This is a genomic window from Streptomyces chattanoogensis, from assembly GCF_001294335.1.
Lineage (GTDB): Bacteria > Actinomycetota > Actinomycetes > Streptomycetales > Streptomycetaceae > Streptomyces > Streptomyces chattanoogensis.
In genome coordinates this window covers 163,274-180,923 of sequence record NZ_LGKG01000185.1, presented here as the reverse complement: position 1 = coordinate 180,923, position 17,650 = coordinate 163,274, and the positions used below count along the sequence as shown (strand labels likewise).

Sequence of the window (17,650 nt, the reverse complement as noted above, 5' to 3'; positions counted from 1 at the left end):
AATGTGAGGCGTGCCTTTCCTGTTGCTGATCGAGGACGACGACGCCATCCGCACGGCCCTCGAACTCTCGCTGTCGCGCCAAGGTCACCGTGTGGTGACCGCGGCGTCGGGCGAGGACGGCCTGAAGCTGCTGCGTGAGCAGCGCCCGGACCTGATCGTGCTGGATGTGATGCTGCCGGGCATCGACGGTTTCGAGGTGTGCCGGCGGATCAGGCGTACGGACCAGCTGCCCATCATCCTGCTCACCGCCCGGAACGACGACATCGACGTCGTGGTGGGGCTGGAGTCCGGTGCGGACGACTATGTCGTCAAACCGGTGCAGGGGCGGGTGCTGGACGCCCGGATCCGTGCCGTGCTGCGCCGCGGGGAGCGGGAGTCGAGCGATTCGGCGACCTTCGGCTCGCTGGTGATCGACCGCTCGGCGATGACGGTCACCAAGAACGGCGAGGACCTGCAACTGACGCCGACCGAGCTGCGGTTGCTGCTGGAGCTGAGCCGCCGGCCCGGACAGGCGCTGTCGCGGCAGCAGTTGCTGCGGCTGGTGTGGGAGCACGACTATCTGGGCGACTCCCGCCTGGTGGACGCCTGTGTCCAGCGGCTGCGCGCGAAGGTGGAGGACGTGCCGTCCTCGCCGACCCTGATCCGTACGGTCCGCGGGGTCGGCTACCGGCTGGACTCCCCGCAGTGAGGGGACCCGCGGACGGCAGCGGTGACGGCCGTATCGACGGCGGCGACGAGATCCCGGCGGCGTCCGTGCCCGGCGGCCGGCCCCCGGGGCTGCTGCGGCGCGCCTCGGGGCTGCTGCGCTGGACGAGTCTGCGGCTGCGGCTGGTCTTCGTCTTCGCGCTGGTCGCGCTGACGGCTGCGGTCTCCGCCTCCGGCATCGCGTACTGGCTCAACCGCAACACGGTCCTGGACCGTACGCAGAATGCCGTCCTCAAGGACTTCCGCAAGGCGCTGGAGGACAGTACGCGGTCGCTGCCGCCGCACCCGCGGTGTGCCGAACTCCAGGACGCGGCGCGGCAGATAGCGGGCGGGCCGCAGAATTACGCGGTGCTGCTGATCGGTACGGGCCGGGACGGCAAGGCCTGCGCGGCGACCACCGACAAGGATCTGCTGACGCTGAAGAGCGTGCCGATGGCGCTGCAGAAGGCGGTCAACGAGGCGCGCCGGGTCGATGAGTCCAACCGCTACTCGCACCATCTGTACTGGCAGCGCAAGGAGGTCGGGGACGCCCCGTATCTCGTCGCCGGGGCGAAGGTGATCGGCGGCGGGCCGACCGGCTACATGATGAAGTCGCTGGCCACCGAGCGGCAGGACCTCAACTCGCTGGCCTGGTCGCTGGGGATCGCCACCGCGCTGGCGCTGGTCGGCTCGGCGCTGCTGGCGCAGGCGGCCGCGACGACCGTGCTGCGGCCCGTACAGCGGCTGGGCGAGGCGGCGCGGCAGCTGGGTGAGGGGCGGCTGGACACCCGGCTGCGGGTGACCGGCACCGATGAACTCGCGGATCTGTCCCGGACGTTCAACCGTACGGCGGAGCGGCTGGAGCAGCGGGTCGAGGAGCTGAGCGCCCGGGAGGCGGCGTCCCGGCGCTTCGTCGCCGATATGTCGCACGAGCTCCGTACGCCCCTGACCGCGATCACCGCGGTTTCCGAGGTGCTGGAGGAGGAGCAGGACTCCCTGGACCCGATGATCGCGCCCGCGGTGCAGCTGGTGGTCAGCGAGACCCGGCGGCTGAACGACCTGGTGGAGAACCTGATGGAGGTCACCCGCTTCGACGCGGGCACGGCCCGGCTGGTGCTGGACGATGTCGATGTCGCGGACCAGGTGACCGCCTGTATCGACGCGCGGGCCTGGCTGGACGCCGTCGATCTGGACGCGGACCGGGGCATCGTGGCCCGGCTGGACCCGCGGCGCCTCGACGTCATCCTGGCGAATCTGATCGGCAACGCGCTCAAGCACGGCGGGTCGCCGGTGCAGGTGTCGGTGCACACGGAAGAACCGGAAGCACCAGAAGGACCGGAAGAAGCAGAGGGCGGGGATCACCAGGGCGGGGAGCTGGTCATCCGCGTACGGGACAACGGTCCGGGCATCCCGGAGGAGGTCCTGCCGCATGTCTTCGACCGCTTCTACAAGGCGAGCGCGTCCCGGCCGCGGTCGGAGGGCAGCGGTCTGGGGCTGTCGATCGCGATGGAGAACGCGCATATCCACGGCGGCGGGATCACCGCGGCCAATCTGCCCGAGGGCGGCGCGGAGTTCACCCTGCGCCTGCCGAGGGACGCGTCCCGGCTGACGGGCGGCGGGCAGGGCGAGGGCCGCAAGGACGGCGGCGCCGCGGACCAGGGCACGGAGGGGGGCCGATGAGGCGGCCCGGCTGGTTCTCGCGCACCGCTCTGGTGGCGGCCGTGGCTCTGGCCGCCGCGGGCTGCGGTATCCGGGGCACGTCGGTGCCGGTGGACGCGGGCGGCGCGCCCTCGCGGGTGAGCTGCAAGATCCCCGCCGAGGACACGAAGCCGGCCGACCCCGGTGCCGTACAGGTCGCCGTCTACCTGGTGTGCACCTCCACGCTGACGCAGGTGGAACGGACCGTGCCCCTGACGGCGCCCACGGCGGCACCGGCCGACCGGCTGAGGGCGGCGCGGGCGCTGCTGGACGAGCTGCGGCGGCAGCCTTCACCCGTGGAGGAGGAGGCCGGGTTCAGCAGTGCGGTGCCCGAGGACCTGAAGGTGAACGGTCCGCGCGCGGGCGATCCCGCGGAGGCGCTGCGGCTGAGCATCCGTCCGGACGAACTGCCGTCCTTCGCGCTGGCGCAGGTGGTGTGCACCTACGGTGCGGCCCCGGCGCTGGGCCGTACCCATGCGGCAGTACTGGGCGGGCCCGGCAAGGAGGCCCCGCACCGCTACGACTGCTCGGCCGATGTGCTGTCCAACCCGGACATCGCCCAGAACGCCGGCTGGGGCGATCCGCTGTCCGAGACGGGCTGAGGAGCGGAATGACCCCGCCGGCGGAGTGGCCCCGTCAGCGGAATATCCTCTGCCTCCGCCACGTTGTGGGCCCGCAGGGGGGCTTCGCATCCCCTAGGGGATCTGTTCGAACAACCCTTAAGGGTCGTCACTCCCACCCTCGGGGCCGCCCCCCGGCACCGCCCATCCGGCCAAGACGGGCGCAACGGGGCGGAACCGCGGCCCCCGCTACCGGCGTCCTGGCCTTTGTGCAGCGTCATGGTTCCGGCGACACCGCCGCCCTCCGTATGCGCGCCACCGGACTTCTCCTGCTGGTGGCGCATCTGCTGATTGTCGGCTGGCTGACGCTGCGGCCCCGTACGGTGCTGTGGGTGCCCGCGCCCAATCTTCAGCCGCTGGCGTCGATCAGCGTGGAGCTGGCCCGCGGGCCGTGGCATGCGGTGCAGAGCCTGGGCGGCCAGGCGCTGCTGCTGGCGCCGTTGGGGGTGCTGCTCCCCATGGCGGCCGGGCGGCTGTATGTGTCGCCGCTGGTGTCCCTGACCCGTACCGTCTTCGCCGGCGCGATGATCGCGCTGGCCATCGAGCTGCTGCAGGCCGGGGTGCCGGGGCAGGTCGCGGACGTGGACTCGGTGCTGCTGCACACGGTCGGGGTGGCGGTGGTCCACCTGGCCGTCGTCCCTGGGGCCCGGCACCGGCTCCGCCGCCGGGAGGAGCGTCTCAGGGATACGACCCCGAAGATCTCCAGGGTCGGACTCACCCCGCAGGCTGACGTCCTCTCGGGCAGCCGGACCTACCTTTGAGACATCGGGGCAAACGCCCCACGAAGTCGAAAAGGAGTCGTCCATCATGGCCGCCGCACTGGTCCGCCCCCGCAACAACCGAATGATCGCCGGAGTGTGCGCGGGTCTGGCCCGTCGCTTCGGCACCACCCCGGCGACGATGCGGGTGATCTTCCTGCTGTCGTGCCTGCTGCCGGGCCCGCAGTTCCTCGTCTACCTCGCGCTGTGGATATTCCTCCCCTCGGAGGACAAGGCCACCAGCGCCACCGCCTGGTAGTCAGGCGCCCGCCGCGGCGCGCGGCGGACCGGGCCGGACATGGCGGTGCCCCGGCGCCCACGCGTTGCGGCGTGGGCGCCGGGGCACGGCGCTGGGCTCGGCGGCCGTTCAGCGGAGGTTGACCCCCGGGACCACCCCGGTGACACCCTTGACCTCCTCGAGCGGCACCCCGCCCAGCGTGTTGCCCTTCGAGTTGGTGGGGGTCTGGATGTCGCCGCCGGCCGGCTTGACGCCGTGGGCGGCCCCCGACACGGTCTTGGTGGCACCCGAAACGGTCTTGGTGGCCCCCGAGACGGTCTTGGTGGCCCCCGACACCTTGCCCAACAGGCCGGTGGCGTCGGCGGGGTTCACCGGCGAGGCCGCGGAGGCGGTGCCCGCTGCGGTGACGGCGAAGGCAGCACCGAGCACGGCGGCACCGAGAGTCTTCATGGTTCCCTGCTTCATCGAAATACGTCCTTGTGATGGGGATGGTGATCGGGGCTCGACCGGCAAATCAACCTAGTGACGCGATTGCCGCCACCGCAAACACCCACGGCCGCAGAAAAACGGCCGGTGGAAATCCACCGGCCGTTCCGCTATAGCGGGACCCTCGCCCCCCGATGCGCCTTACACAGCGTCAAATCCCCTGCTCACACCGGAGCGTGCCGCCACTCACCGGCGCTTACCGGAACAGCCATTCGGCCCGCAGCTCCGCATATCCGGGCTTGATCACATCGTTGATCATGGCCAGACGTTCATCGAAAGGAATGAATGCTGATTTCATCGCATTGACTGTAAACCACTGCAGGTCATCGAGCGTGTATCGGAATGTCCTGACCAGGTGCTCGAATTCCCGGGACATGCTCGTCCCGCTCATCAGCCGGTTGTCGGTGTTGACCGTGAGGCGGAACTGCAGCCGGCGCAGCAGCCCGATGGGGTGCTCTGCGTAGGAGGTGGCGGCGCCCGTCTGGAGGTTGGAGGTGGGGCACATCTCCAGCGGGATGCGCTTGTCGCGTACGTACGAGGCGAGCCGGCCGAGCTTGACCGCGCCGTCGTCGTCGACCTCGATGTCGTCGATGATGCGCACGCCGTGGCCGAGGCGGTCGGCGCCGCACCACTGGAGCGCCTGCCAGATGGACGGCAGGCCGAAGGCCTCACCGGCGTGGATGGTGAAGTGGTTGTTCTCCCGCTTGAGGTACTCGAAGGCGTCGAGGTGGCGGGTGGGCGGGAAGCCGGCCTCGGCGCCCGCGATGTCGAAGCCGACGACGCCCGAGTCGCGGTAGCGGTTGGCGAGTTCGGCGATCTCCAGGGCGCGGGCGGCGTGCCGCATGGCGGTCAGCAGGGCGCCGACGCGGATGCGGTGGCCGTTCTCGCGGGCCCGCCGCTCGCCCTCGCGGAAGCCCTCGTTGACAGCCTCGACGACCTCTTCGAGGCTCAGCCCCTTCTCCAGGTGCTGCTCGGGGGCGTACCGGACCTCGGCGTAGACCACACCGTCCGCGGCCAGGTCCTCGGCGCACTCCGCGGCGACGCGCCGGAGCGCTTCCTTGGTCTGCATGACGGCGCAGGTGTGCGCGAAGGTCTCCAGATAGCGCTCCAGCGAGCCGGAGTCGGCCGCCTCGCGGAACCAGATCCCCAGCTTCTCGGGATCGGACTCGGGCAGGCCGTCATAGCCCGTCTCGCGGGCGAGGTCGACGACGGTGCCGGGACGCAGGCCGCCGTCGAGGTGATCGTGCAGCAGCACCTTGGGGGCGCGACGGATCTGTTCACTGGTCGGGAGAGTGCTGGTCTCGCTCGTCATTTGCGCACTCTAGCCCCTACGCGCGTAGATCTCACCGAACGATACGTAACAGTGACCCGTCCGCAGGGTGGCCGCCGCCCCACCTTCTGTCATCGTTCTCGTCATGGCTCAGCAAGCGCTGCCGGTGCGCGAGGCCCGGCTGGGGAAACCGCGCGGAACGGCCAGGGCGGACCGGACCGTGAACGGGGTCGCCCTGTTACTGCCCGCAGGCGGCCCGACCGGGGTGGGCCGTCCCTCGCCGATCTCGGCCCTGGCGGTGCGGCCGCTCGCGGTCCGGCTGGCGAAGGCGGGCCGCCCCGAAGGCCTGACCGCCCATGTCCTGCGCTACCGCTGCCGCGGCTGGAACGGCTCCGCCGCCCATCCCGCACGGGACGCCGCCTGGGCCCTGGACGAGATCGTCCGCCGCTACGGCGATGTGCCGGTCTGCCTGGTCGGTACGGGCATGGGCGCCCGCGCCGCCCTGCACGCCGCCGGGCACCCGGCCGTCCACTCCGTCCTCGCCATCGCCCCCTGGTTCCCCGACCCCGCCCCGCATGCCGCCGCCCCCGATCCGGTGAAACAGCTCATCGGCCGTCAGGTCCTGCTCGTCCACGGCACCAACGACGAACGCACCGACCCCGATCTCTCCTACCGCTACGCCGAGCGCGCCAAGAAGGTCAACCGCGACATCTGCCGCTTCGAGGTCCACTCGGACGGCCACTCCCTCCACCAGCACCGCGCCGAAGTCTTCGCCCTCGCCACCGACTTCCTGCTCGGCTCCCTCTTCACCCGTGACTTCGCCCGCCCGGTGAAGGACGCCCTGGCGGCGCCCCCGCCACTGGGGCTGCGGATGCCGCTGGCGTCGGGGTTCGGGGTGTCGTTGCGGCATTGAACTGCGGCGGGGCGAGGCCGTGTCGCTCACCGACCCTGAGGGGTTGGCCGAACGGATCCCCTGGGGGATGCACGAGCCCCCTGCGAGTCCGGAACGGGCGGGCGCAGGGCGGTATTCCCACGCGTCATCGAGGCAGCAACACCCCCCTCCGACTCAGCAGAAACTTCTTGAACGCGGCCACCGGCGGCGTGTCCGGGTGCCCGTCCAGCCAGGCCACGCCGATCTCCCGGACCGCCCGGGGTGCGGTCACCGTCAGCTCGGCGACGCCGGGGCGCGGCACCGCGGGCGGCGGCAGCAGTGCCACCCCCAGCCCGGCCGCCACCAGGCCGCGCAGCGTCTCCGCCTCCTCCCCCTCGAAGGCGACCCGCGGGGCGAATCCGGCCTCGGCACACAGCGCGTCGGTGATCCGGCGCAGCCCGTAGCCCGGCTCGAGGGTGACGAACAGTTCGCCGGCCGCCTCCGCCAGCCGGATCCGCTTGCGGCGCGCCAGCGGATGGTCGTCCGGGACGACGAGCCGCAGCTTCTGCTCGTCGAGGCGGCGGGCGACCAGATCCGGGTAGTCCGGCACGGGGGAGGTCAGACAGAGGTCCAGATCGCCGGCCCGCAGGCGTTCGATCATCGCCTCGCCGTAGTTCTGTACGAGCTGGAAGCGGACCCGCGGATGGTCGGCGCGGAAGGTGCGGATCAGGCCGGGGACCGTCTCGGAGCCGAGGGTGTGCAGAAAGCCGAAGGCGACCTTGCCGGCGGCCGGGTCGGCGTCGGCGCGTACGGTCTCGGTCGCGCGGTCGAGGTCCGTCAGCATCCGTTCGGCGGAGGCGAGAAAGGCACGTCCGGCCGGGGTGAGCGAGAGGGTGCGGCCGTGCCGGGCGAAGAGGGCGACGCCGAGGTCCTCCTCCAGCCGGACGATGGCGCGGCTGAGGGTCGGCTGGGGCATGCCCAGCTCCTGGGCCGCGCGGGTGACATGCTCGTGCCGGGCCACCGCGGTGAACTGCGCGAGGCGCGGCGCGAGCGCCCAAGCCCAGGAATTTGCTCCAAGATCAGTGGCGTCCACCACTTCCGTCATGTCTTTTCTGTTGCGAGGTTGCGACAGAGGGATTCGTGAGCTGCGATCATGCGACACGGAATCGATTATGTCGTTTCCATGCATTGGACGCATGAGGCGCGTCGCCCTACCTTCGAAGCATGCCTCCCGCTGATACCGGGGCGTCCGTCACCATCCGTGCGGCCGCCTCTCCCCAGTCGTCCACCGACACTTCTTCCCGTGCCGCCGCTGCCGTCGACCCCGAGTCCGGCAAGCTGCACCCGGGCGGCCCCGGCTACCGCCGGATGAGCTTCGCCCTCTTCGCCGCCGGAGTCGCCACCTTCGCGCTCCTGTACTCCACGCAGGCGCTGCTGCCCGCGATCTCCGCCGACCTCAATGTCTCGCCGGACCAGGCGAGTTGGACCGTGTCGGCGGCCACCTTCGGGCTGGCGCTCGGGGTGATCCCGCTCAGCGCCGTCTCCGAGCGCTTCGGCCGCCGCGCCCTGATGACCGTCTCGCTCTCCGTCGCGACCCTGATCGCGATGCTGGTCCCGTTCGCGCCGTCCCTCGGCGTACTGATCGCGCTGCGCGCCGTCCAGGGTGTGGCGCTGGCGGGTCTGCCCGCGTCGGCGATGGCGTTCCTGGCGGAAGAGGTACGGGCCAAGGCGCTCGTGGCGGCCATCGGCCTGTTCGTGGCGGGCAACAGCATCGGCGGGATGTCCGGCCGGATCGTGACCGGCTGGGTCGCCCAGGCCTGGGGCTGGCGGGCCGGGCTCGGCGCGGTGGGTGTGATGGCCGTGGTGTGCGCGGTGGCCTTCCGGCTGCTGGTGCCCAAGGCCCGGCATTTCGCGCCGCGTTCGGTCGGCCCGCGGGCTCTGGGCCGCACCCTGGCCGGCCACCTGGCCGACCCGCTGCTGCGCCGCCTGTACGCCATCGGCGGGCTGTTCATGACGGTCTTCGGCGCGGTCTACACCGTAATCGGCTACCGCCTGACCTCCGAGCCGTTCAACCTCCCGCAGGGCATCGTCGGTTCGATCTTCATCGTCTACCTGGTCGGTACGGTCTCCTCGGCCGCGGCCGGCCAGCTGGTCGCCCGCCTGGGCCGCCGCGGCGCCCTCTACCTGGCCGTCGGCGCGACCTCCACCGGTCTGCTGCTCTCGCTCACCGACTCGGTGGCCGCGGTCCTGACGGGCCTGGTCCTGATCACCGCGGGCTTCTTCGCGGGCCACGCGGTCGCCTCCTCGGCGGTCAGCCGCACCGCCAAGACGGCCCGCGCCCAGGCGTCGGCCCTGTACCAGTGCGCGTACTACGTCGGGGAGGTGCCGGGCTGTAGCGGCGGAGCCGTGTAAGCCCGGTGCCGCTGCCGAACAGCCCCGCGCAGCGGCAACCAGCCCGCCGCAGGCGCAACGGCGAACAACCCCTACGGCGGGAAAGCCGACAACGTGGGGAGAAACCAGCAAAGCGCAGCGGACCGGTCAGCCGATCCGCTCCAACACCACCGGCGAGGCGTGGAATCCCGCCTCCGCCGCCCCGACCACCACTCCGCCGTCCAGCGCCTCCAGCGCGTACGGGAGCTTCTCCGGGGTGTCCGTGTGGAGGGTCAGGAGGGGCTGGCCCGCGACGACCGTGTCGCCCGGCTTGGCGTGCATTTCTACGCCCGCGCCCGCCTGGACCGGGTCCTCCTTGCGGGCGCGGCCGGCGCCGAGGCGCCAGGCGGCGAGGCCGACGGCGTAGGCGTCGAGGGTGGTGAGGACGCCGGAGGAGGGGGCGGGGAGGATGTGGGTCTCGCGGGCCTGCGGGAGGGGCGCGTCGGGGTCGCCGCCCTGGGCGGTGATCATGCGGCGCCAGTGGTCCATGGCGGAGCCGTCGGCCAGGGCCTTGGCAGGGTCGGCGTCCGGCAGGCCGGCCGCGTCGAGCATTTCGCGGGCCAGGGCCAGGGTCAGTTCGACCACGTCGGCGGGGCCGCCGCCGGCCAGGACCTCGACGGATTCGCGGACTTCGAGGGCGTTGCCGGCCGTCCGGCCGAGGGGCGTGGACATGTCGGTGAGCAGCGCGACCGTCCGTACGCCGTGGTCGGTGCCCAGTCCGACCATGGTGGAGGCCAGTTCGCGGGCGTCGTCGAGGTGCTTCATGAAGGCGCCGGAGCCCACCTTCACGTCCAGGACGAGGGAGCCGGTGCCCTCGGCGATCTTCTTGGACATGATGGAGGAGGCGATGAGGGGGATGGACTCGACGGTGCCGGTGACGTCACGCAGGGCGTAGAGCTTCTTGTCGGCGGGGGCGAGGCCGTCGCCGGCGGCGCAGATGACCGAGCCGGCATCGCGCAGGACGTCCAGCATCTCGGCGTTGGAGAGGTGGGCGCGCCAGCCGGGGATGGCTTCGAGCTTGTCGAGGGTGCCGCCGGTGTGGCCGAGGCCGCGGCCGGAGAGCTGGGGGACGGCCGCGCCGCAGGCGGCGACCAGGGGGGCGAGGGGGAGGGTGATCTTGTCGCCGACGCCGCCGGTGGAGTGCTTGTCGGCGGTGGGGCGGGGCAGGGCGGAGAAGTCCATGCGGTCACCGGAGGCGATCATGGCGGCGGTCCAGCGGGCGATCTCCGTGCGGGTCATGCCGTTGAGGAAGATGGCCATGGCCAGGGACGACATCTGTTCGTGGGCGACCTCGCCGCGGGTGTAGGCGTCGATGACCCAGTCGATCTGATCGGGGGTCAGCTCGCCGCGGTCGCGCTTGGTGCGGATGACGGAGATGGCGTCCATGGATCCCATGGGGGCTTCCTTTCCAACGTCGGCTGCGAAGGCCGGGAGGACACAAGGCCGGTCGGGCGAGGCGCCTTCCTGGCCGCCCCCCGTTCTACACGCATAGAACGGGAGGCGGCCAGCGGTCTTCACTTCGTGAGGTGGCCCGGCCCGAACGCGTCCGGAAGGAGGTCCGACAGCGGCCGGATTCCGGCGGCCGTGTCGACCAGGAGGTCCGGTCCCCCGTGCTCGTACAGGAGCTGGCGGCAGCGGCCGCACGGGACGAGGAGTTCGCCTGCGCCGTCGACGCAGGTGAAGGCGGTCAGCCGGCCGCCGCCCCCGGCGAACAGGGCCGACACCAGGCCGCATTCGGCGCACAGGGCGAGGCCGTACGAGGCGTTCTCGACATTGCAGCCGGTGACCGTACGGCCGTCGTCCACCAGGGCGGCGGCGCCCACGGGATAGCCGGAGTACGGGGCGTAGGCCCGGGACATCGCGTCCCGGGCCTGCGTCCGCAGTGACTCCCAGTCGGGAGCAGTACTCACTTGCCTTGGCCTCTCCGGTAGATCTTGCCGATCGCCTTCGGCGGCCGCAGTCGCTGCGCGGCCAGCGAGAGGACGAGCAGCGTGGCGATGTACGGGGCGACGCCGACGATCTCCAGCGGCACCGTGTCGGTGGTCGCGTACCAGAGGGCGAGCAGCGCGGCGGCGACCAGGCTGATCACTGCCTGGGTGCGCCGCCCGCCGCGGAACTTCCACAGCGCCAGGCCGACCAGCAGCACGGCGAGCAGGAGCAGCAGCGCGTGGACGGTGGGCCCGCCGCCGCGCAGCTGGAGCGCGTCCATGAAGCCGAACAGGCCGGCGCCCATGGCGACGCCGCCCGGCCGCCAGTTGCCGAAGATCATGGTGGCGAGGCCGATGTAGCCGCGGCCGCCGGTCTGGCCGTCCTGGTAGATGTGGACGTAGATCGCCAGGAACGCGCCGCCGAGGCCGGCCAGCGCGCCGGAGACGACCACCGCGGCGTACTTGTAGCGGTAGACGTTGACGCCCAGCGACTCGGCCGCGATCGGGCCCTCGCCGCAGGAGCGCAGCCGCAGGCCGAAGGCGGAGCGCCACAGGACGAAGAAGGTGAGCACGAAGACGACGGCGGTCACCACGGTCAGCCAGGAGACGTTGGTGACCAGGGAGCCGGCGATGCCGGCCACGTCGGAGACCAGGAACCAGTGGTGCTGCTCGATGGAGTAGAGCCAGTCGGACAGGCCGGGGACGGTGAACGTCGGCATGTCGGGCATCGGCGGCGACTGCTTGTCGTTGCCGCCGGCGGCCGCGGCCGCACTGCCGTCCGCGCCGAACCACAGTTTGGCGAGGAACTGGGTCAGCCCGAGCGCCATGATGTTGATGGCGACACCGGAGATGATGTGGTCGACGCCGAAGGTGACGGTGGCGAGCGCGTGCAGCAGTCCGCCGAGCGCACCGCCGACGATGCCGGCCGCCGCCGCGGCCCAGGGGCCGTGCTGCCAGCCGACCGCGCCCGCGGAGAACGCGCCGAGCATCATCATGCCTTCGAGGCCGATGTTGATGACGCCGGAGCGCTCGGCCCACAGACCGCCCAGGCCGGCCAGGCCGATCGGCACCGCGGCATTGAGCGCGGCGGTGTACTGGCCGGATCCGGTCAGGTTGGTGGCGCCGGTGACGACACGCAGCAGGGACAGCAGGATCAGGCTGCCCGAAATGATCAGCAGGACCTTGGGGTAGCTGAGCCTGGCCCGGGGGATCTTGGGCTTGTGATGATGGGGGCTCTGGTCGACCGGAGCCGTGAGGTTCGTGCTCACGAGGACACCTCCGCCTTCTCGGTCTTACGGGCCTGGGCGGCGAGCTGCTCGCCGACCTGCCGCTGCTGGAGTCTGAGGCCGTAGCGGCGCACGAGTTCGTAGGCGATGACGACGCACAGCACGATGACGCCCTGCATCACGCCGACGATCTCCTGCTCGTAGTCCTCGAATTCGAGCTGGGTGCCGGTGCGCTCGAGGAAGCCCCACAGCAGCGCGCCGGCGGCCATCCCGACCGGGTGGTTACGGCCCAGCAGCGCGATGGCGATGCCGGTGAAGCCGATGCCGATGGGGAAGTCGGTGCCGTAGTTGTACGAGACGCCGAGCAGCGTCGGCATGCCGATCAGGCCGGCCGCGGCGCCGGACAGCAGCATGGAGGTGACGATCATGCGCTTGACGTTGACGCCGCCCGCCTCGGCCGCGGACTCGGACTGGCCGACCGTGCGCAGGTCGAAGCCGAAGCGGGTGCGGTTGAGCATGAACCAGTACACGAAGCCGACGACGACCGCGATGACGAGGAAGCCGTCGAGGGGAGCGGGCTGGGTCGGGATGGTGAAGAAGTGGCTGGAGGCCGGGAGGTTCGGCGTGTGGAAGAGGTTGCCGTCCTTGACCGCGAGCCGGCCGTCCTGGAGGAAGTAGCCGATGACCGCGGCCGCGATGGCGTTCAGCATGATCGTGGTGATCACCTCGCTGACGCCGCGGGTGGTCTTCAGCAGGCCCGCGATGCCCGCCCAGACCGAGCCGACCAGCATCGCGACGATGATGATCAGCGGGATCTGCAGGAAGCCGGGGAGGGTCAGCGCACCGCCGACCACCGCGGCGAAGAACGCCGCGATGCGGTACTGGCCGTCGACCCCGATGTTGAAGAGGTTCATCCGGAAGCCGATGGCGACGGCCAGCGCGGACAGGTAGTACGGGACCGCCTTGTTGATGATCCAGACCTGGCTGTCGCTCTTGGAACCGAAGTCGGCCATCACCAGGTAGGCGTGGACCGGGTCCTTGCCGGTGGCCAGGATGATCACCGAGGTGATGGCCAGCGCCGCGACGATCGCCAGGACGGGCGCGGCGATGCCCAGGATCAGCTTGTTCTTGTCGAGCTTCTTCACTCGGACTCTCCCTCCTGGGACGAGCGCGGCTCCCGCTCCGCGGCGGTGTCGCCGTCGGAATGGACGAGATGGCCGCTGGCGGCGCCGGTCATGGCCGAGCCCAGCTCCTCCGGGGTGATGGTGGCGGGGTCCGCGTCCGCGACCAGGCGGCCGCGGTACATGACCCGCAGGTTGTCGGACAGCCCGATGAGCTCGTCCAGGTCGGCGGAGATCAGCAGGACGGCCAGGCCTTCGCGGCGCGCCTCGCGGATCTGGTCCCAGATCTGGGCCTGGGCGCCGACGTCCACGCCCCGGGTGGGGTGCGCGGCGATCAGCAGCTTGGGGTGATGGCTCATCTCACGGCCGACGATCAGCTTCTGCTGGTTGCCGCCGGAGAGCGAGGCCGCGGTGACCTCGATGCCGGGGGTGCGGACGTCGTACTCGCGGACGATCCGCTCGGTGTCGGCACGGGCGGCCTTCAGGTCCAGCAGCCGGCCCTTGGCGTTGGGCTTCTCGGTGACATGGCCCAGGATGCGGTTCTCCCACAGGGGGGCCTCCAGCAGCAGGCCGTGCCGGTGGCGGTCCTCGGGGATGTAGCCGATGCCGTCCTCGCGCCGGGTGCGGGTGGGCAGATGGCTGATGTCGATGCCGTCCAGGCTGATGGTGCCGGCGTCGGGGTCGTGCATGCCCATGATGGCCTCGACCAGTTCGGCCTGGCCGTTGCCCTCCACACCCGCGATGCCCAGGACCTCGCCCTTGTGGATGGTCAGCGACACATCGTCCAGGACGGTGCGCTCCACGCCCTCCGCGTCGGCGGTGCTCAGCCGCAGCCCTTCGACCTTCAGCATCTCCACGTCCGTGACGGTGGACTCGCGGGTCTCCGGCGAGGGCAGCTCGGCGCCGACCATCAGCTCGGCGAGCTGCTTGGGCGTGGTCTCGCTGGGGACGACGGAGGCGACGGTGGTGCCGCGCCGGATGACGGTGATGTCGTCGGCGACCGAGAGCACCTCGCCCAGCTTGTGGGAGATGAAGATGACGGTCAGGCCCTCGGCCTTGAGCTCGCGCAGGTTGTCGAAGAGCGCGTCGACCTCCTGCGGGACCAGGACCGCGGTCGGCTCGTCGAGGATGAGCGTACGGGCACCGCGGTAGAGGACCTTGAGGATCTCCACCCGCTGGCGGTCGGCGACGCCGAGGTCCTCGACGAGGACGTCGGGGCGGACGCCGAGGCCGTAGCGGTCGGAGATCTTGAGGATCTCGGCGCGGGCCTTGCCGCTGATGCCGTGCAGCTTCTCCCCGCCGAGAACGACGTTCTCCAGGACGGTGAGGTTGTCGGCGAGCATGAAGTGCTGGTGCACCATGCCGATGCCGCGGGCGATGGCGTCGGCCGGGCTGTGGAAGCTGACCTGGTCGCCGTCGATGCTGATGGTGCCCTCGTCCGGCTTCTGCATGCCGTAGAGGATCTTCATCAGCGTGGACTTGCCGGCGCCGTTCTCACCGACCAGCGCATGCACGGTGCCGCGGCGGATGGTGATGTCGATGTCGTGGTTGGCGACGACTCCCGGGAACCGCTTGGTGATCCCGCGGAGTTCCACCGCCGGTGCCGCGGCGGGGGCGCTGTCTGCCTGGGGGCTGCTGGACGCTTTGATGGCGCACTCTCCTTGGGGGACAGGGAGTGGTACTGAGGAGCGGGGAGGCGAAGATATCGCGCCAACTCCACGCTACGCGCGTAGTGTTGACGCCGAAAAAAAGCCGGAAAAGCTGCCGGTCTGGACCGGCGAACGGCCCGGCGCGGCGGCGTGCTGCCGCCGGGCCGGGCCGGAAAGACCTTACTGCTTGCCGGGGGTGTCGTTGACCTTCACCTGGCCCGACGCGATCTTCTTCTTCGCCGCGTCGATCTTGGCCTGGATGTCGTCGATGAAGCCGCCCGAGGTGGACAGCCGCACGCCGTCGTCCTTGAGGGTGTAGGCCTTGTTGCCGGTCAGCGGCTTCTTGTCATGCACGCTCTTGACCAGGTCGTACACCGCCACGTCGACGTTCTTCATCACCGACGTGAGGATCGAGCTCTTGTACTTGGCCAGACCCGGCTGCAGGTACTGGTCGGAGTCGACGCCGATCGCCCAGGTGCCCTTCTTGCCGGCGACGGTCTCGATCGAGCCGTTGCCGGACTGTCCGGCCGCGGTGTAGATCACGTCGATACCGGCGTCGAGCATGCCCTTGGCCTTGCCCTTCGCGGCCGCCGGGTCGTTGAAGCCCTTGTCGTCGTTGGCGTAGAGGTACTCGGAGGTGACCTTCGCCTTGGAGTCGGTGTCCTTGACGCCCTGCTCGAAGCCGGCCTGGAACTTCTGGATCAGCGCGTTGTTCACACCGCCGATGAAGCCGACCTTGTGGGTCTTGCTCTTCAGCGCGGCGGCGACACCGGCGAGGTAGGAGCCCTCGTGCTCGGCGAAGACCATGCCGTAGACGTTCTTGGCCTGGGAGGGGGAGTCGACGACGCCGAAGGTGGTCTTCGGGAACTGCTTGGCGACCTTGTTGACGGACTTGCCGTAGTTGAAGCCGACCCCGATGACGGGGTTGAAGCCCGCCTCGGCCAGCGAGGACAGCCGCTGCTCGCGGTCCGCCTCGGTCTCGCCGTTCTTGGCGGTCATCATCTTGGACTTCACGCCGAGGTCCTTCTCGGCCTTGTCCACGCCACGAGCCGCCGCCTCGTTGAACGAGTGGTCGTCCCGGCCGCCGACGTCGAAGGCGAGCCCGACGCCCTTGTCCTTGCCACCGGACTCGGTGGACGACTCGCCGCAGGCGCTCAGCGAGAGCGTGAGGGCCGCGGTGGCAATGCCCGCGGCAACGATCTTGGATACCCGGTGCACGAGGGCCCCTTCGACTCGTAGCGCCACCTTTGGCGCTGACTGTCGGGAGATTAACGCGCGTAGACCTGGCGCAAAACCCTCCACTGTGTGGACGTTATCGATTCGTCGCGAAGGGGCCCTCCGTAACGGGGCCGCGACCATGGGTCACGGGGCGGCGGAGGGCAGGTCGGGGGCGGGATGCCCCCCGGGCCCGCAGGCAAGATCGCATCCGGCGGGTCCCCCGCACCTGGCCGATTCCGATCGCCCCGGCGCGCGGGTCAGTCCGCGAGGCCCGCGTCGAGCAGCGACGCCGCCGTGAACAGTTCGACCCCCACCCGGATCGCCTCTTCGTCCACGTCGAAGTCGCCGCGGTGCAGGTCGTACTGGTGCCGGGCGCCGGGGTGGCGGACACCGAGGCGGGCCATGGCGCCCGGGACGTGCTCGAGGTACCAGGAGAAGTCCTCGCCGCCGAGGGACTGCTCGGTGGTCTCGATGGAGTGGAGGCCCCGGCGGGCCGCCATGGCGTCGTTGAGGAGCTGGGCGCTCACCGCCTCGTTCACGACCGGGGGCACGCCGCGGACATAGGTGATCTGGGACTTGGCGCCGTACAGCGCGGCGACCTCGTCGATGGCGGCGTGGACGAGGTCGGGGGCCTGGTGCCAGGCGTCGAGGTCGAGGCAGCGGACCGTGCCGGAGAGCTCGGCCTGCTGGGGGATGACGTTGCAGGCGTGGCCGGATTCCAGGCGGCCCCAGGTGATGGCGAGGCCGGCGCGGGCGTCCACGCGGCGGGCGATCAGGGCCGGCACGTCGAGGGCGATCCGGGCTGCGGCGGTGACCATGTCGGTGGTCAGGTGGGGGCGGGCGGTATGGCCGCCGGGGCCCTCGAGCCCGACCTCCAGACGGTCGCAGGCCGAGGTGATCGCTCCCGTGCGGAGTCCGATCCGGCCGGCGTCGACGCGCGGGTCGCAGTGGACGGCGAGGATGCGGCCGACGTTCTCCAGGACGCCGGATTCGAGGGCGTCGGTGGCGCCGCCGGGGAGGACCTCCTCCGCGGGCTGGAAGAGCAGGCGCACGGGGCGGGGCAGCCGTCCCTCGCGGGCCAGTTCCGCCAGGACCAGGCCCGCGCCGAGGACGGCGGTGGTGTGCACGTCGTGGCCGCAGGCATGGGCGCGGCCGGGGACCGAGGAGGCGTAGGGGACGGTCTTGGTGTCGGGGATGGGGAGGGCGTCGATGTCCGCCCGGAGGGCCAGCAGGCCTCCTTCGGCGGCGCCCTCCTCCGTACCGATGTCACAGATGAGGCCGGTACCGGTGGCCAGGACCTGCGGGTGCAGGCCGGCCCGCTCGAGACGGTCCTTGATCGCCGCGGTGGTGCGGAGCTCCTGGTTGCCGAGCTCGGGGTGCATGTGCAAGTCGCGGCGGAAGACGATGAGTTCGGCGAACAGGGTCTCGGGGAGGGTACCGGGGAGCGACATCA

17 protein-coding genes are annotated in these 17,650 nt (G+C 70.9%); 7 read left to right on the top strand and 10 right to left on the bottom strand.

Annotation, left to right across the window (positions count from 1 at the left end; genetic code table 11):
- Window positions 1-10: 10 nt before the first annotated feature.
- From afsQ1 to ADL29_RS35470, 5 genes are all read left to right on the top strand, one after another.
- Window positions 11-688, top strand: a complete 678-nt coding sequence (gene afsQ1, locus ADL29_RS35490) for a two-component system response regulator AfsQ1 (RefSeq protein WP_030066851.1) — start codon at window positions 11-13, stop codon at window positions 686-688.
- Window positions 685-2,364: an ATP-binding protein gene (locus tag ADL29_RS35485; protein WP_425424304.1), complete on the top strand. Its 1,680-nt coding sequence runs from the start codon at window positions 685-687 to the stop codon at window positions 2,362-2,364. The genes afsQ1 and ADL29_RS35485 overlap by 4 nt, the downstream gene beginning before the upstream one ends.
- Complete coding sequence (locus ADL29_RS35480; RefSeq protein WP_053927613.1) at window positions 2,361-2,984, top strand: hypothetical protein; 624 nt, start codon at window positions 2,361-2,363, stop codon at window positions 2,982-2,984. Before ADL29_RS35485 ends, ADL29_RS35480 begins: the two co-directional genes overlap by 4 nt.
- A gap of 227 nt (window positions 2,985-3,211) precedes the next feature.
- Complete coding sequence (locus tag ADL29_RS35475) at window positions 3,212-3,763, top strand: VanZ family protein (protein ID WP_046926315.1); 552 nt, start codon at window positions 3,212-3,214, stop codon at window positions 3,761-3,763.
- Between the two features lie 46 nt (window positions 3,764-3,809).
- A complete protein-coding gene (locus ADL29_RS35470) occupies window positions 3,810-4,019 on the top strand; it encodes a PspC domain-containing protein (protein WP_046926316.1) in 210 nt (69 codons plus the stop codon).
- Between the two features lie 108 nt (window positions 4,020-4,127).
- Here the strand turns inward: ADL29_RS35470 and ADL29_RS35465 are convergent, their stop codons facing one another.
- Window positions 4,128-4,463, bottom strand: a complete 336-nt coding sequence (locus tag ADL29_RS35465) for a hypothetical protein (protein ID WP_046926317.1) — start codon at window positions 4,461-4,463, stop codon at window positions 4,128-4,130.
- 217 nt (window positions 4,464-4,680) lie between these two features.
- Window positions 4,681-5,796 (bottom strand): adenosine deaminase, encoded by a 1,116-nt coding sequence (locus ADL29_RS35460; RefSeq protein WP_053927612.1) that lies wholly within the window; start codon window positions 5,794-5,796, stop codon window positions 4,681-4,683.
- A gap of 103 nt (window positions 5,797-5,899) precedes the next feature.
- On the opposite strand from ADL29_RS35460, the gene ADL29_RS35455 reads away from it, so the two are divergent.
- Complete coding sequence (locus tag ADL29_RS35455) at window positions 5,900-6,667, top strand: alpha/beta hydrolase (RefSeq protein WP_053927611.1); 768 nt, start codon at window positions 5,900-5,902, stop codon at window positions 6,665-6,667.
- Window positions 6,668-6,791: 124 nt separating this feature from the next.
- On the opposite strand, the gene ADL29_RS35450 is transcribed toward ADL29_RS35455, so the two are convergent.
- Window positions 6,792-7,730 (bottom strand): LysR family transcriptional regulator, encoded by a 939-nt coding sequence (locus ADL29_RS35450; protein WP_053927610.1) that lies wholly within the window; start codon window positions 7,728-7,730, stop codon window positions 6,792-6,794.
- Between the two features lie 119 nt (window positions 7,731-7,849).
- Here ADL29_RS35450 and ADL29_RS35445 point away from each other — a divergent pair, with 119 nt between their 5' ends.
- On the top strand, window positions 7,850-9,037 hold the full coding sequence (locus ADL29_RS35445) for an MFS transporter (RefSeq protein ID WP_245689766.1): 1,188 nt from the start codon (window positions 7,850-7,852) through the stop codon (window positions 9,035-9,037).
- A gap of 126 nt (window positions 9,038-9,163) precedes the next feature.
- Here the strand turns inward: ADL29_RS35445 and ADL29_RS35440 are convergent, their stop codons facing one another.
- The 7 genes from ADL29_RS35440 to ADL29_RS35410 form a co-directional block, all read right to left on the bottom strand.
- Window positions 9,164-10,441: a thymidine phosphorylase gene (locus tag ADL29_RS35440; RefSeq protein WP_053927654.1), complete on the bottom strand. Its 1,278-nt coding sequence runs from the start codon at window positions 10,439-10,441 to the stop codon at window positions 9,164-9,166.
- A 128-nt stretch (window positions 10,442-10,569) separates the two neighbouring features.
- The gene (locus ADL29_RS35435; protein WP_053927609.1) at window positions 10,570-10,965 is read right to left on the bottom strand and encodes a cytidine deaminase; all 396 of its coding nucleotides are present in this window, start codon (window positions 10,963-10,965) and stop codon (window positions 10,570-10,572) included.
- The gene (locus ADL29_RS35430; protein ID WP_053927608.1) at window positions 10,962-12,251 is read right to left on the bottom strand and encodes an ABC transporter permease; all 1,290 of its coding nucleotides are present in this window, start codon (window positions 12,249-12,251) and stop codon (window positions 10,962-10,964) included. Before ADL29_RS35430 ends, ADL29_RS35435 begins: the two co-directional genes overlap by 4 nt.
- Complete coding sequence (locus tag ADL29_RS35425; RefSeq protein WP_053927607.1) at window positions 12,248-13,354, bottom strand: ABC transporter permease; 1,107 nt, start codon at window positions 13,352-13,354, stop codon at window positions 12,248-12,250. Before ADL29_RS35425 ends, ADL29_RS35430 begins: the two co-directional genes overlap by 4 nt.
- Window positions 13,351-14,979 carry an ABC transporter ATP-binding protein gene (locus ADL29_RS35420; RefSeq protein WP_107095166.1) on the bottom strand — a complete coding sequence of 543 codons (1,629 nt, stop codon included), beginning with the start codon at window positions 14,977-14,979 and terminating at the stop codon, window positions 13,351-13,353. The genes ADL29_RS35425 and ADL29_RS35420 overlap by 4 nt, the downstream gene beginning before the upstream one ends.
- 180 nt (window positions 14,980-15,159) lie before the next feature.
- Window positions 15,160-16,197: a BMP family lipoprotein gene (locus ADL29_RS35415; RefSeq protein WP_053927605.1), complete on the bottom strand. Its 1,038-nt coding sequence runs from the start codon at window positions 16,195-16,197 to the stop codon at window positions 15,160-15,162.
- Between the two features lie 257 nt (window positions 16,198-16,454).
- The gene (locus ADL29_RS35410; RefSeq protein WP_053927653.1) at window positions 16,455-17,648 is read right to left on the bottom strand and encodes an amidohydrolase; all 1,194 of its coding nucleotides are present in this window, start codon (window positions 17,646-17,648) and stop codon (window positions 16,455-16,457) included.
- Window positions 17,649-17,650 lie beyond the last annotated feature (2 nt).

What these genes read in the sequence shown, in the direction of transcription:
- ADL29_RS35450 (WP_053927610.1), bottom strand. Translation starts at nt 7,730, where the DNA reads ATGACGGAAGTGGTGGACGCCACTGATCTTGGAGCAAATTCCTGGGCT.
- ADL29_RS35410 (WP_053927653.1), bottom strand. Translation starts at nt 17,648, where the DNA reads ATGTCGCTCCCCGGTACCCTCCCCGAGACCCTGTTCGCCGAACTCATC.
- ADL29_RS35445 (WP_245689766.1), top strand. Translation starts at nt 7,850, where the DNA reads ATGCCTCCCGCTGATACCGGGGCGTCCGTCACCATCCGTGCGGCCGCC.
- ADL29_RS35465 (WP_046926317.1), bottom strand. Translation starts at nt 4,463, where the DNA reads ATGAAGCAGGGAACCATGAAGACTCTCGGTGCCGCCGTGCTCGGTGCT.
- ADL29_RS35460 (WP_053927612.1), bottom strand. Translation starts at nt 5,796, where the DNA reads ATGACGAGCGAGACCAGCACTCTCCCGACCAGTGAACAGATCCGTCGC.
- ADL29_RS35440 (WP_053927654.1), bottom strand. Translation starts at nt 10,441, where the DNA reads ATGGACGCCATCTCCGTCATCCGCACCAAGCGCGACCGCGGCGAGCTG.
- ADL29_RS35480 (WP_053927613.1), top strand. Translation starts at nt 2,361, where the DNA reads ATGAGGCGGCCCGGCTGGTTCTCGCGCACCGCTCTGGTGGCGGCCGTG.
- ADL29_RS35470 (WP_046926316.1), top strand. Translation starts at nt 3,810, where the DNA reads ATGGCCGCCGCACTGGTCCGCCCCCGCAACAACCGAATGATCGCCGGA.
- ADL29_RS35455 (WP_053927611.1), top strand. Translation starts at nt 5,900, where the DNA reads ATGGCTCAGCAAGCGCTGCCGGTGCGCGAGGCCCGGCTGGGGAAACCG.